We start from the raw sequence: 13,727 nt of genomic DNA, 5'->3' as shown, positions 1-13,727 counted from the left end.
AGTAATCTGCTTGACTTTGTTAAAAACTAATACAATTGGCTTTTAAGTAAGTCAGATAGGAAAAAAATATTGAATAAAGTAATTCTTCTAATTACAATTGGTATACTTTTTGTTGGAATTACAAATCAACCTCTTGCACAAGCTCAAGAAGTAGGTGTTGAATTTAACTTAACAAACATAACTAATCCAGTGGTGATCATTGAAACTGAATTAGGAAAAATTGTAATAGGATTTTTTCCATATGATGCACCAAATCATGTTGAAAATTTTATAAAATTATCACATACTGGATTTTATGATGGAACACTTTTCCATAGAATAATTCCTGGATTTATGATTCAAGGCGGAGACCCAAATACTATTGATGGTGATCCAAATTCTTGGGGTACTGGTGGTCCTGAAAAAAGATTAGATGCAGAATTTAACGATATCAAACATAATCGTGGAATTGTTTCAATGGCAAGATCAACTGATCCAAACAGTGGTGGATCACAATTCTTTATTGTACATCAAGATTCCAATTTCCTTGATGAACAATATACTGTATTTGGAAGAATTTTGACTGAAGAAAGTTTTGAAACACTTGATAAAATTGCATCAGTCTCTACTGGAAATAGAGATGAACCTCTAAACCCTGAACAAGTTAGAATTACCAAAGTTACAATTGTTAATCAATCTGAAATCCCTGATTTACTGGAGTTAGATATGCCTGAACGAATTCAAACAAACGTAGAACCCCTTACTGGAAATCAATTATTTCAGAGTGAAGAATATGATATAGAATTTAGTGCTCCTGGAGGTTGGCTCTTACAACAACCTGAGAAAACCCAGGAAAATTCACCTGATGTTGTAGCAGTTGGACCAAAGGTTGGTACAGTAAACCCTGTAATTTCACTTACAATATATCCATCAAATGGAAAAACCATTGATGATATAATTTCTGATAAAACTGAAGAACTAAGGCAAGTAATTGAATCAGGACAACTGAATCTAATTTCTCAAGAACAAATCACCATTAATGGAAAAGATGCTTACATAACTAATGCACAAGGGCTTTTTTCTGCTAATGGTCAAGAATATGATGTAAAATTCAAAGAAGTAGTAATTCTTAGTTCAGACAATTATTACACTTTTTCATACAGTAATGGAGCAGATGATTTTGATTCTCAACTTGAAAGATTTAACGAAACAATAGACTCTTTCAAAAAACTATCAGAAGATTCTATCAATTCTGAAGAGAATGGTGGTTGTTTAATTACAACTGCAACATTTGGCTCAGAACTTGCACCACAAGTACAGCAATTAAGAGAACTTAGAGACAATACTGTTTTTGAAACAGAATCCGGAGCTGCATTTATGAGTGGATTCAATCAACTATACTATTCATTTTCACCAACAATTGCTGATTTAGAACGTGAACACCCATTATTCAAAGAAATTGTAAAACTAACAATTACTCCAATGCTATCTACACTTTCAATTCTAAATTATGCTGAAATTGATTCTGAAGCAGAAATGATCTCTTACGGAGTGGGAATTATTCTAATGAATATTGGAATGTATTTTGTAGCTCCTGTAATAATCATCTTCAAAATCCGAAAACTAAACTAATTACCAAACATCATCGACTTCATCAAGAACCTTGTATTCTTTTTCTGGTTCACGTCTCATGAATTTGAGTCTTGAAATATCTCTATCAAAAATTGCATCAGCTGTCCAATCAAGAAATACTCTAAATCGTTTATCCCATGTTGGAATTTTTGATAGATAGATATTTCTCCATAGAAACCATGCAAAAATTCCATGAATATTCATTCCCAAAAATGATGCAATACCAGTTCGCTTTCCAATTATTGCCATCTGACCTTTTGATTCGTATGTAAATTCTGTTTTTTCTTCATTTCTAATCAAGGCATGAAGGTTTTTTGCAGCAATCTTTGCTTGAGCTTCTGCAATTTGTGCAGTTGGTGGGAATGGTCTTTGAGTGTTGGGATCAACGAATAATGCACAATCCCCAATTGCAAATACGCCTGGGAAATCATTTACTTCTAAATTCTTATCAATAATGATTTTTCCTTTGTCTGTTTTGAACAATGATCTTTTGATTGTGTTGACTGGTGTTACTCCTGCAGTCCAAATTACAGTCTTTGATTGAATTGAACTTACTATTGAATCATCTACTGCATCTTTGTCAACATCTAACCTCTTTATCATGACTTCGTCTCCATCAAAACTGGTAACAGCTGTTTGTAGTTTGATCTCAATTCCATGTTCTGTTAGTTTTTCTTGTGCAAATTTTGCAAGACTTTCAGAAAAACCTGGTAAGATATTTGGTAATGCTTCTAATACAACAACTCGAATATCTTCTTTTTTGATATTTGGATAATATTTTCTAACATCCAATAAAAGATCCATTATCTCTCCAGCAGTTTCAATTCCTGCAAATCCTCCACCTACAACAACAAAAGTAAGAAGACTATGTTTTAGAATTGGATTTGTTTCATTTTCTGCTTGCTCTAACATGTCTATCATTCTATTTCTGACCATAACTGCATCATTGAGTGTCTTCATTTGATAGGCATTTTTCTCAAGATCATTCATTCCAAAAAAGTTCGTTTCACTTCCTAATGCAACTACAAGAAAATCATAATGAAGTGAAACACCTCTCTTATTTCCACTTCCCCAAAGATTTACAATTTTTCCGTAAGGATCTATATTTTTGACTCTGCCTTCATAGAAAATTGCTTTTTTTGTAATTGTTCTAATTGGCATAACGATATGTCTTGTCTCAATCATTCCAGATGCTACCTGGGGCAACATTGGTGTGAATAGTAGAAAATTATCTTCACTAACTAAAACAATCTCAATTTCTGAATCATTCTTGAAATATTGTTCTAATTGTCTAGTGCACTCTAATCCTGCAAAACCGCCCCCCAGAACTACAATTTTCTTCTTATTTCGAGCCATTTGCTTACCCCAGAAAAAGACGGAATATATCCCTATGAGTTTATTTTCGTAAATTATACATCGTGCCTATTTAGGCTCTCATTATATCCGAATGTAAAATCTCATATGCCCTTGATGCATCTTTTTCATTTAGAATAATTATGATGCTATCCTGACTGAAAAAAGCATTAACAAGCTCAATACCATTTGCATGTAATACCTCTGCAACATAAGAAACTGTATCTGATTGATTTTGTGAATTTGGTATTGTAATTTTGATTTTTGCAAGACCCGTACTAAATACATCATCTCTGTCTGAAACATTATCAAAAATTTGTCTAATGTCATCCATGTCCTCTGTGAGGAATCTAAAGGAATCAGACATTCTAAAAAATTCATAGTTATTTGTGATCTTTGAGAATTTGTCCAAAATTGCCATAGGGTCAATTTGATTGGAATCTTTGATTGAAAATTTAATATCCATCATTCCATCAGTCAGAGCTAATCTTGCATTTTTCAAAACTGGTTCTTCTTTTACCTCCTCTTTAATTTCAAATGAATCTGCATATCTCTTGATTGCGACAACTATGGTATTGAGATTAACACTATTTCCTAGAATTCTCTCAATTTCTGGCTGAATCTTTACTGCTAATGCTGTATAGTTTATCAAATCCATCTTCATACAGTCATAAATTGAACGATTTCTAGTGATTATTTCTCTGACAACCTCAGGCACAGACATGCTTGCTATTCTCATTAAGATTATTATATAATGTCAGTTATAATAGGCTTATGTAAGAAATCAAAGAAATTCTAATAATCTTTATATAATGTCATAGATATTACATACTATAGGTGAATATGACAATGTTCTTTGATAGTGAAATTGATAGAATCTTCAAACAAATGTCTAGATCTTTTTTCAATACAGATGACATTTTTGAGGGATTCAAGGGAAATGGTTCTGAATCTGGTCCATTTTATTATGGTTATACAATGACCATGGGTCCTGATGGAAAACCTGTTGTAAAAGAATATGGAAACGTCAAACCAGGCCAACTTCCAGCTTCTGCTACACGAGAACCAATAGTCGACACAATTGTTGATGAAAAAGAAAAAGTTGTAAAACTCATAGCTGAGATGCCAGGAGTTGAAAAGACTGATGTCAAAATTGTTGTTGACAACAAAGTTGTAGATCTGTCTGCAGAACATGGTGATAAAAAATACCATGTCAAAGTTCCAGTACAACACAAAGTTGATGAGAACTCTGCAAAGGCTTCTTACAAAAATGGAATCTTACAACTAGTCTTCAAGTTAGTTGAAGAAAAACCAACTGGCAAAAAAGTGGAGGTTGAATAAACCCCCCTTTATTTTTGAGGTGAAAAAATGAGTGAAATTATTTTAAAAGTTGATGAAATTCCACAACAACATGTTGGACGAGGAAGGGCAATAATTGATCCTAAAATTATTGAAGACCAAAATTGGAATACTGGCCAAATCTTAGAATTAACATATAACAAAAAAACACATGTAAAACTTTGGCCAGGAAATCCTGAAGAATATGGAACAGGAATCATCAAAATTGATGGAATGACAAGACAAAACATTGGAGCAGGAATTGGCGATAAGATTTCTTTAAAGTCAGTTGAAGCTGCAAATGCAGAACAAATTGTTTTGTCTCCAACTGAGAAAATATCTGCTGAAGGATTACAAGAATACATGACTTACAACTATCTTAATCATGTGTTTACAACTGGAGATACATTATCTCTTAACACACAGATGGGTGGACGAGTTCAATTCATTGTAACTAGTACAAAGCCTTCAAAACCGGTAATTGTTACTGAAAAAACAATTTTCAAACTTGGTACTATGACAAAATCAATTGATGCTTCTGTTCCAAGAATAACATATGATGAACTAGGCGGTCTCAAAAACGAAGTTCAAAAAATTCGTGAGATGGTGGAATTGCCAATGAGACATCCAGAGTTGTTTGACAAAATTGGCGTAGAAGCACCAAAAGGAGTCTTGTTGTATGGCCCTCCAGGCACTGGAAAGACTCTTCTTGCAAAGGCAGTTGCTGGTGAAACTAATGCTCACTTTATCTCACTTAGTGGTCCTGAAATCATGGGCAAATACTATGGTGAAAGTGAAGAGAAAATCAGAGAAATCTTCAATCAAGCTGAAGAGAATTCTCCTAGTATAGTCTTCATTGATGAGATAGATTCCATTGCTCCAAAAAGAGACGAAGTTTCAGGAGAAGTTGAAAAGAGAATAGTTTCTCAACTTTTGACTTTGATGGATGGAATGAAATCTAGAGGTAAAGTTGTAGTTATTGCAGCTACTAATAGACCTGATTCTATTGATCCAGCACTTAGAAGACCAGGAAGATTTGATAGAGAAATTGAAATTGGAATTCCTGATGATGAAGGAAGACTTGAAATTCTTTCAATCCATACACGTGGAATGCCAATAGATGAAAAAGTCGATCTCAAACAAATCTCAAAGACAACACATGGATTTGTTGGGGCTGACTTGGAAGTATTGTCAAAAGAAGCTGCAATGAGATCCCTCCGTAGAATTCTTCCTGAGATTGATCTTGATGAAGATAAAATATCATCAGAAATTCTACAAAAAATAGAGATTTCAAGTGAAGACTTTAGAGATGCACTAAAAGAAGTTCGACCAAGTGCATTACGTGAAGTACAAGTACAGATTCCTAATGTAAGTTGGGATGATGTTGGTGGTCTTGATGAACTAAAAGAAGAACTACGAGAGGCAGTTGAATGGCCTATCAAACACAAAGAAGCATTTGATTATGTTGATGTTGAAACACCAAAAGGAATCCTACTACATGGTCCACCTGGAACTGGTAAGACATTGATTGCAAAAGCTCTTGCAAAAATGACAGAATCCAACTTTATCAGCATAAAGGGACCTGAACTACTCTCAAAATGGGTAGGCGAATCTGAAAAAGGAGTCAGAGAAATATTCAGAAAAGCACGACAAGCAGCACCTTGTATCATCTTCTTAGATGAAGTAGATGCACTTGTGCCCAGAAGAGGTAGCGGTGGTTCAGAATCACATGTTACAGAAAGTGTTGTATCTCAAATTCTAACTGAGCTAGATGGATTAGAAGAACTACACAATGTGTTGATAGTTGGTGCAACAAACCGATTAGACATTGTAGATGATGCACTGCTTCGACCTGGAAGATTTGACAGAATCATCGAAGTTCCAAATCCTGATGCAAAAGGAAGACGAAATATCTTTGAGATTCATACCAAAAAGAAGCCACTTGCAAGTGATGTAGATATTGCAAAACTTGTAGAGTTGACTGATGGATTTAGTGGGGCTGAGATTGCAGCAGTTGCAAACAGAGCAGCAATAGCAGCTCTCAAAAAATATGTAGGTGACAAAGCACAAAATGTCAAAGACATCAAGATATCTCAACAAGAACTAATTGATGCAATTGACAAAGTAAAGCCTCGAAAAAAAGAGGCTCCACTTGCTCAATCCATAAAATAGTCTAAATACTAAGGAAAATGAGACAAAACATGAAACTGTATCTTGACTTTGAGCCCTGCCAAGAATGTAATAAAATGATGGCAGAACTTAGTAGCCCTGAGATGCTATTTGCTGATGAAAAAACTCGAGCAGATGAATCTGCAAAGTTTCTTAGACACTTGACATACAATCATAATGAAGTAGTTCAAGCTGTTATGGATGATCTTCCAAAACAAAAAAGAGAACAAGAACCTGATTTCTACAAATAATTCTCTTTTCCCTTCTTAACAATCAGTAATCATATTCATATACAAAATTGTCCTAAACTTATGGTATAATATGAAAATCAGTCTTCTGTTTGGTTTAGTTGCAATTACTGCTTTGATTTGCTTAACACCTTCGTTTGCACAAGAAACTGAACAAGAACCTGAACCTCCAAAACTACCAGAACCTTCTCCAGAACCTGAACCAATTCCATTACCAGAACCTGAACCTGTTCCCGAACCGTTCCCAGAAGAGAGTGAATCAGAAAAAATTCAGAGACTAACTGAAGAAAATGAACAACTAAAACAACAAAACAAAAATCTTCAAGGCCAAATATCTACTCTAAAAAATGAAAAATCTGGATTAGAGTCACAGATATCACAATTACATGAAAGAATTAAAGATTTAGAAGAAATCACAATGGAACAACTTCGCGTAATTATGGACTTGGTAAATAGACTAAAAGATGTATTTTATGAAAAAATAATTTCTCCTACAATTAACATGTAGGATTTTTTTGGATTTTTCACTCATCAAGCTTTAGTATCTTCTTAATCAAAGCAGTTCTGTTTCTTATTGTTACATCACTTACTCCTGCTTCTACTGAGACTTTTTTTTGACTAACTCTCTCCCCATTTAGTATACATGAAATGTATAATGAAGCAGCAGCTTGTGCTACTGGGTGCTTTCCAGCAGTAATTCCTTCTTTTTCACAGTGCTTTAGTATCTCAAATGCTCCTCGTTTTGTCTTTTCTTTCAAATTCATGTTGTTTGAAATTTTGGAAATAAACGAGGCAGTATCATACTGATTAAGATTCAATTCAAGCTTTTTGATTATGGTTCTCAAATCTCGGGAAAGTATTCTTCTTTCAACATTACCAGCTTTTGCAATATCATCTAATGTTCTTGGAATGTTATTTTCTCTACATGCTGCATACAAAGAAGCTGAAATCAATGATGCCATTGTTCTACCTCGTGTTAATTTTGCACTCACGATTTTTCTGTAAATATATGCAGCATTTTCTACTACATTGTCTGGTACGCCTAATTTTGTCTTCATTGAATGAAGTAAAGTAAAGGCTTTGCTCAAAGTAGCAGTCTTTCTTGATTTACTTCTTTGATCCCATGTTCGGAGTCTATTGAATTCGTATTTTGTTTTACTTGGTAATGCGTTTCCTGAAGAATCTTTATTGTTACCAATAACAGTTGATAATCCCTTGTCAAACATCGTTAGTGATGTTGCAGGACCTGTTCTTGATTGCTTCATAAAGTCTTCCTGAGTGTAACCGTTGTTTTCATATGATGCGTCAGCTAAGTTTTGCACTAGAATAAGACCGCAACCCCCACAAACAATTTCTCCTCGTTCAGAATCTGTTATTGCAGGGTGGGTTTTGCAAGTGTCTAGTTTACACTTGACATCATAATCGTTTGAATAATTTTCTACCACTATTAACTACTATTAGTCAACATAAAATAAAAATAAACTGTTACAGGAAATTTTGTAATCAAAACTATACTTTACAAACAAAAAATTCCTAATCTTTTTAGAAAAATTACTTTCTAAAACCAATACAACATACATTGTATTAAATGTTAAAAATGAAAAAGAAATTTTTTAAAATTATTTTTTAATTGATTCTAAAGAGTGTCCACGATTTTGAATCATTTGTGTAACTGCTTCAACAGTATAATCAATTCCGTGTTCTTCTTCAAAATGATTTCTTAATTTCTCAATTGTACCGATAGATTTCTCCTCGTCAATTTCATATTGACATTCAAATCCATAATCTTCACATCTTAGTTTGAGAGTCATTTAATCTGGAAAAAATATCAAACCTATAAAAACCATGGACCTGATTTCAGGCAAAAACGAAATTAGGTATTTTGAACCTAAAATATCTGAAATAGCACTAATAACGTCCAGATACTATGAGCAAATCATGAAAGGATTAGAGTTTGTTTTTCTTGCAGCTGGCTCTGTTCTTGGAGCATTTCTAAGATACAAAATTACAGAATCTCCTTTGATTTTCAACACATTACCGCTAAACGTTTTGATAGTAAACGTAATTGGCGCATTTATCCTTGGTGCATTTATTGTAATCTCACAACAATGGAATCTTGATGGAAGATATTCTCTGTTTGCAGCAGTAGGATTTTGTGGATCTCTTACAACAATGTCTTCATTTGCACTTGATTCTAGTAATTTATTGGAAAATAATCAGTATGGAATACTTGCAGCTAACATTCTTGCTAATGTTGGACTATCTATTGGAGCATTAATTGGAGGCAAATCCTTAATGAGTGCGATAATATCTAATTGATTAGAAATGGTTTACTCGTATCAGGTTGTAAAATTTCAAACAATCTCGTTTGTTCAAGGCACTCACTGGTCTCAATCTGTAGGAGATAAAGGAATACTGTATAAATCACTTAAAGATCCATTCTCAAAACTAATCGTTCAAACAAATAATGCAAAAAAACTATTCCGTGTTCCAAAAGATAGAACTGTAATTGTTACAAACAATGTTGTTCATTTTCTAGGTGAACTTGCTTAATTATTTGAAGAATTGATCAACTTGATCTCTGTACTTTAATGCAATTTTTCCAAAATCTGAAAAATCTTCTACAGTTGGATTTTTCATTCTCATTGCATATTGATTCACAAATACAGACAAGGCACTACCTATGATAAGATTGTAGACGCCATCAGCTACATTGTTTGAATATGGAAATGCAACTTTAATGAACGGAAGATATGATTCTGTTTGAGATATCATCAACTTGATATGTTTTTCAACAAAATCTTCAATGTCTGATGGTATTGCCATGTTTCTACTAGTATTGATTTCTTATAAGTAGATCTTTAACTGTAGGTGTTATTTTTAAAATTGATAATTATTTTTAGAATTTGTTTTGTAAAAATTTTGTTAGTTCAATAATTGTTTTTTAATGACAATTTGAGATAGATACTTTTCTTTTCCTTTTCTGCTTCTAGGCAGACACCTTAACTGTCTATTGCAACATGGACAAGTCAATCCATCGTATTCTACAAAAACTTCACAATAATTACATCTCTTTTGTCCTGCAGCATACCTTCCAATTTGTGATGGTTTTAATGCCTTGTACTCTTTGCATTTCCCAATACAATAAGTCATTATTAAAGCCAGAAATTATTCAAAGATAAAAGATTTGATTGCACTGCAACGCACTTTTTGAAATTTATCCAAATTGAATTTATAACACTAGTCTCCATTTTTGGCTGTTGCATTATTTAGATGAAAAAGTGTTTGGTAAAATTACTACTAAAGAAATCATAGGTGCAGAACCACCTGTAGTTCCTGACACTCAAAAAATTTTAGAAAATGAACTTGTAACTCTAGTTTCACAACTAGAATCTCAATCAAAAGAAGAACTTGAAAAACTCTTAGAACAACAACAAGCTGCTGAAGCCCATGTTAATAGTAGACCAGGAGCTATGGCACTGTCTCAACCTAAAATCCAACTATTCACAGAGTATAGCCAAAAATATATTCAAAGTATCAAAGAAAAGTTAGAGTCTTAAACTTTTTTCTTTCTACGCTTTTTTGGAGATGTCTTTCTTCTTACCAGTAATGAAATGATTGCACCAGCTGGAATTCCTATGATTGTTCCAAGGCTAACATAAGGTGCAATAAAAAAATCTCCTACCCAAATTCCCCCATCAGTTGTCAATTCCATAAACGTTCTAGGTCGCAACACCACTGAAACAGTTTGAGAATCCTCTTTCTCACCTCCTACATCATCAGTATATTCTACAATAATTTCAAATGGTAACTTGTACTCTGTATTTACTTCTTCAGTTGGAGTAATGATCCGTGATGTGATTCCTACAGGAGTATTTTTTTCTATTTTAGAAAATGTATGCATTGTTTCTCCTCTAAATTCAATATCTTTAGGTGGTATGATCTTGATTCTAACGTCTGTAATGTCAATGTCTTGTGATATCACTTCAACTTCAATTGGAAATTCTGCATTTGCAAAAATTGATTCAGGAGTCTTTGTGTGAATGGTTACACTTGGATCTTCTTTTATTGTAATTGGAATTGCAATGTCGTGATAAAATGGCTCTTGTGGTGTTTCATTATTTGAAACTAGAACTTGAGAATATTTTATGTTCAAAAAATGAATTCCTGGACTAGCATCATTTGTGATGTTTAAATTAACATTTTCACCATATGACCCACCTTCTGTAAGTTTCTGAATTGTTATGTTGTTTGGCTCTACAATCAATCCTGGAACGTCAGATAATGAAAATTCAAATGAAATGTCTTGTTTTTCTTCCCATCCATTATTTTTTACTAAAATTGAGATAATTCCTTCTCTACCTACAACAATATTATCAGGATGAGTAATTTCAATATCCATTCCCCCATCTAGATTCTGAACTAGAGTTTCTCCATGAATGCTAGGGATCATAAAGAATAATCCTACAAGAAAAGGTGCAATCCAGAACCGATTCATGCTTCTTTGTTATCATAACTGCATTATGACTATTCTGGGTAATTACAGGCTCAAAAATCACAAAAAATAACTTGTTGATTCATAAATACCACCAATCCTAGGATTCCAGAATCAATTATGGTAAGTAAAACAAAAGAACTCTGTCCAAGATGTGCACAGGGAAAATTAGTTACTGATAATGAATCTGGAGAAATGTTTTGCTCCAAATGTGGTTTTGTAATTACTGAAAAATTACAAGAAGCAGGTCCTGAATGGCGTTCTTTTACACAAGATGAACATGGCGATAGAGCAAGAGCAGGAGCTCCTACATCATTGACAATGCATGACATGGGTCTTGCAACAATTATCAACCCAGTAAACAAAGATGCTTCTGGAAGACCACTAACAGCTTCAATGAAAAGTACAATTGAGAGATTAAGAACTTGGGATAGTAGAAGCCAGGTTCATGAACCAGTTGATAGAAACTTTAGACAAGCATTTAGTGAATTAAACAGACTAAAAGACAAGCTAGCAATTTCAGATGCAGTAATTGAAAAAGCAGCTTATATTTACAGAAAAGCACTCGACAAGGGATTAGTTAGAGGCCGTTCCATTTCAGCACTAATGGCATCAGCACTTTATGCCGCATGTCGTGATACTGAAACTCCAAGAAATCTAAAAGATGTAGAACAAGCAGCAAATATTAAAAGAAAAGATATTGCAAGATGTTACAGATTACTAGTCAAAGAACTTGACTTGAAGATGCCAGTTACTGATTCAATTCAATGTGTTGCAAGAATTGCAAGTAGAATTGGAATTGCAGAGAAAACAAAAAGATATGCAGTCAAAGTTCTCAAAAAAGCACAAGAAAACGAGGTTTCTGCAGGAAAAGATCCAATGGGATTGGCAGCCGCAGCATTGTACCTATCTTGTGTTAAAAATGGTGAGGATAAGACTCAGAGAGACATCGCAGAGGCTGCAAATGTGACTGAAGTTACTATCAGAAACAGGTACAAAGGACTCAAAGAGTCACTTGATCTATAATCACTCTTGAGAATTTACTTTCTTTACAAATCCACCTTCTTTTGATTCATCAACAAATTCTTCTGATTCATCTTTAGATGTATCATCAGGATCTTCTGGTGGCTTTACAAATCCCCCCTTTACTGGATCAGGTGGAGGAATATTTTTTGATCTTCCCATTCCAATTGTAGTGATAATTACTGATGATAAAATAATGAAGAATATTAGTTGTGGATACGCTTCAGCATTTGGAAGTCCCATTGTTATTGGATATGTTGCAAGTACTGCAGCAGCTAATCCTCTAGGAATCATAGAGTTCGTAACAGCTTTGTCTAATTTGGAAAATCTTTTCGTTAATGTTATTCTTGTAACAATTCCTCTTCCAAAGAATACAGCAATTGTAATCAAAATTCCAAATATCATGTATTCTATTTGTCCAAAACTTGCCATCAATCCAACAAACACAAAGAAGAATGCTCTTACCAAGAATGTGAGTTGGTTATGAGTCGGATCATCCATCTCAATTTTTGGCAGTTTGAATCTGAGAATACGTGCAAGATGATTTTTGTTTCCTAACATCAAACCAAATACTAGTGCAGTCAAAGCACCTGACTCCCCAAACGAATTTGCCAAGAAAAATAGTACAAACAATATTCCTAATGTGAGCATGTATGCGTGTTGAGCGTTTCCAAGCTTTGTTGATACATACATCCAAGGAATTCCTACACCAAATCCAAGAACTAGACCTACGATGACTGCCCTTCCAATAGTTTCTTGTAAAATTTGTAAATCAAATGTTCCTGCAAGTACTGCTTCAAATAGAATGAATGCCACTATTGTAGCCAAAATATCAGTTAATGCTGATTCAAAACTTAGCATTGACTTTGTTTCTTCTGAAATTTTGACATTTCTGACTAAACCAAATACAATTGCAGAGCTGCTTCCTCCTACAATTGACCCAAGCAATATGCTCTCTAACCAAAGCCAGCCTAGCGCATAATGAGCTGCAATTGAAATCATTGCAACTGATAAAATGAAACCAAGAATAGCTAGTGTTGATGAAAAATGTGCAGTTCTTATCACATGTTTGATATCTAAATTCAATCCACCATCAAACATGATTATTATCAATGCAAGAGCTGCAAAGTATGGGACCACTTGAATTACAGCTTCTGGTTGAATCAAACCAAGTACTGGACCTAAAATAACTCCTAGAACCATCAAAAATGCAACATCGGGAATTCCTGTTCTTTTGAAAAACGCTTCACCTGCAACTCCAAGAAATATTACTACTCCTGCTGCAAGTAAAATCACATGAGCTGGAGCAATGAAACCATCTTGAGAAGATAACGTTCCAACCGAATTCTCTATCTCTGCAAATTTTTCAAAAATCAAACTTGAATCAAAGTTAGCTAAAGGAGTTTCACTAGTTTGACCTCTAATTAAATTCAAAATAGACAAAATTATTGGATTCATTTATGACTGATCTCCATATCTTCGGATAAAAA

The 13,727-nt window shown here is 33.9% G+C and carries 17 protein-coding genes; 9 read left to right on the top strand and 8 right to left on the bottom strand.

Features of this window, described 5'->3' with window-relative positions; translation table 11 throughout:
- Positions 1-69: 69 nt before the first annotated feature.
- Positions 70-1,611 carry a peptidylprolyl isomerase gene (locus ACQY22_RS03270; RefSeq protein WP_428325117.1) on the top strand — a complete coding sequence of 514 codons (1,542 nt, stop codon included), beginning with the start codon at positions 70-72 and terminating at the stop codon, positions 1,609-1,611.
- Here ACQY22_RS03270 and ACQY22_RS03265 read toward each other — a convergent pair whose 3' ends face one another.
- Together ACQY22_RS03265 and ACQY22_RS03260 are read right to left on the bottom strand one after the other, a co-directional pair.
- Positions 1,612-2,967, bottom strand: a complete 1,356-nt coding sequence (locus ACQY22_RS03265; protein ID WP_428325116.1) for an NAD(P)/FAD-dependent oxidoreductase — start codon at positions 2,965-2,967, stop codon at positions 1,612-1,614.
- A 70-nt stretch (positions 2,968-3,037) separates the two neighbouring features.
- Complete coding sequence (locus tag ACQY22_RS03260; RefSeq protein ID WP_428325115.1) at positions 3,038-3,703, bottom strand: ACT domain-containing protein; 666 nt, start codon at positions 3,701-3,703, stop codon at positions 3,038-3,040.
- Between the two features lie 104 nt (positions 3,704-3,807).
- Between ACQY22_RS03260 and hsp20 the strand changes: the two genes are divergently transcribed.
- The 4 genes from hsp20 to ACQY22_RS03240 all read left to right on the top strand — a co-directional run bounded on the left by hsp20 (position 3,808) and on the right by ACQY22_RS03240 (position 7,227).
- Complete coding sequence (gene hsp20 / locus ACQY22_RS03255; protein ID WP_428325511.1) at positions 3,808-4,305, top strand: archaeal heat shock protein Hsp20; 498 nt, start codon at positions 3,808-3,810, stop codon at positions 4,303-4,305.
- A 27-nt stretch (positions 4,306-4,332) separates the two neighbouring features.
- Positions 4,333-6,474 carry a CDC48 family AAA ATPase gene (locus tag ACQY22_RS03250; protein WP_428325114.1) on the top strand — a complete coding sequence of 714 codons (2,142 nt, stop codon included), beginning with the start codon at positions 4,333-4,335 and terminating at the stop codon, positions 6,472-6,474.
- A gap of 29 nt (positions 6,475-6,503) precedes the next feature.
- A complete protein-coding gene (locus ACQY22_RS03245; protein WP_428325113.1) occupies positions 6,504-6,722 on the top strand; it encodes a hypothetical protein in 219 nt (72 codons plus the stop codon).
- 70 nt (positions 6,723-6,792) lie between these two features.
- The gene (locus ACQY22_RS03240; RefSeq protein WP_428325112.1) at positions 6,793-7,227 is read left to right on the top strand and encodes a hypothetical protein; all 435 of its coding nucleotides are present in this window, start codon (positions 6,793-6,795) and stop codon (positions 7,225-7,227) included.
- Between the two features lie 16 nt (positions 7,228-7,243).
- Here ACQY22_RS03240 and ACQY22_RS03235 read toward each other — a convergent pair whose 3' ends face one another.
- Together ACQY22_RS03235 and ACQY22_RS03230 are read right to left on the bottom strand one after the other, a co-directional pair.
- The gene (locus ACQY22_RS03235; protein WP_428325111.1) at positions 7,244-8,164 is read right to left on the bottom strand and encodes a transcription initiation factor IIB; all 921 of its coding nucleotides are present in this window, start codon (positions 8,162-8,164) and stop codon (positions 7,244-7,246) included.
- A 174-nt stretch (positions 8,165-8,338) separates the two neighbouring features.
- Entirely contained in the window at positions 8,339-8,530 is a 192-nt protein-coding gene (locus tag ACQY22_RS03230; RefSeq protein WP_428325110.1) for a DUF1059 domain-containing protein, read from the bottom strand.
- Positions 8,531-8,657: 127 nt separating this feature from the next.
- On the opposite strand from ACQY22_RS03230, the gene ACQY22_RS03225 reads away from it, so the two are divergent.
- Together ACQY22_RS03225 and ACQY22_RS03220 are read left to right on the top strand one after the other, a co-directional pair.
- Positions 8,658-9,038, top strand: a complete 381-nt coding sequence (locus ACQY22_RS03225; protein ID WP_428325510.1) for a fluoride efflux transporter FluC — start codon at positions 8,658-8,660, stop codon at positions 9,036-9,038.
- 6 nt (positions 9,039-9,044) lie between these two features.
- Entirely contained in the window at positions 9,045-9,272 is a 228-nt protein-coding gene (locus ACQY22_RS03220; RefSeq protein ID WP_428325109.1) for a hypothetical protein, read from the top strand.
- Here the strand turns inward: ACQY22_RS03220 and ACQY22_RS03215 are convergent, their stop codons facing one another.
- Both ACQY22_RS03215 and ACQY22_RS03210 read right to left on the bottom strand, forming a co-directional pair.
- Complete coding sequence (locus ACQY22_RS03215; RefSeq protein ID WP_428325108.1) at positions 9,273-9,545, bottom strand: hypothetical protein; 273 nt, start codon at positions 9,543-9,545, stop codon at positions 9,273-9,275.
- Between the two features lie 99 nt (positions 9,546-9,644).
- Positions 9,645-9,872 (bottom strand): hypothetical protein, encoded by a 228-nt coding sequence (locus ACQY22_RS03210; protein WP_428325107.1) that lies wholly within the window; start codon positions 9,870-9,872, stop codon positions 9,645-9,647.
- A 107-nt stretch (positions 9,873-9,979) separates the two neighbouring features.
- On the opposite strand from ACQY22_RS03210, the gene ACQY22_RS03205 reads away from it, so the two are divergent.
- The gene (locus ACQY22_RS03205) at positions 9,980-10,279 is read left to right on the top strand and encodes a hypothetical protein (RefSeq protein WP_428325106.1); all 300 of its coding nucleotides are present in this window, start codon (positions 9,980-9,982) and stop codon (positions 10,277-10,279) included.
- On the opposite strand, the gene ACQY22_RS03200 is transcribed toward ACQY22_RS03205, so the two are convergent.
- Positions 10,276-11,217: a hypothetical protein gene (locus ACQY22_RS03200; RefSeq protein ID WP_428325105.1), complete on the bottom strand. Its 942-nt coding sequence runs from the start codon at positions 11,215-11,217 to the stop codon at positions 10,276-10,278. The two genes, ACQY22_RS03205 and ACQY22_RS03200, sit on opposite strands and share 4 nt — an antisense overlap.
- A gap of 117 nt (positions 11,218-11,334) precedes the next feature.
- Here ACQY22_RS03200 and ACQY22_RS03195 point away from each other — a divergent pair, with 117 nt between their 5' ends.
- On the top strand, positions 11,335-12,240 hold the full coding sequence (locus tag ACQY22_RS03195) for a transcription initiation factor IIB (protein WP_016939443.1): 906 nt from the start codon (positions 11,335-11,337) through the stop codon (positions 12,238-12,240).
- Here ACQY22_RS03195 and ACQY22_RS03190 read toward each other — a convergent pair whose 3' ends face one another.
- Positions 12,241-13,695 (bottom strand): cation:proton antiporter, encoded by a 1,455-nt coding sequence (locus ACQY22_RS03190; protein WP_428325104.1) that lies wholly within the window; start codon positions 13,693-13,695, stop codon positions 12,241-12,243.
- Positions 13,696-13,727 lie beyond the last annotated feature (32 nt).

The organism is Candidatus Nitrosopumilus sp. (assembly GCF_965263415.1).
In the GTDB taxonomy this organism is placed as follows: Archaea; Thermoproteota; Nitrososphaeria; order Nitrososphaerales; family Nitrosopumilaceae; genus Nitrosopumilus.
Note: the sequence above shows the minus strand (reverse complement) of the source record. Positions and strands in the feature narration are given on the sequence as shown.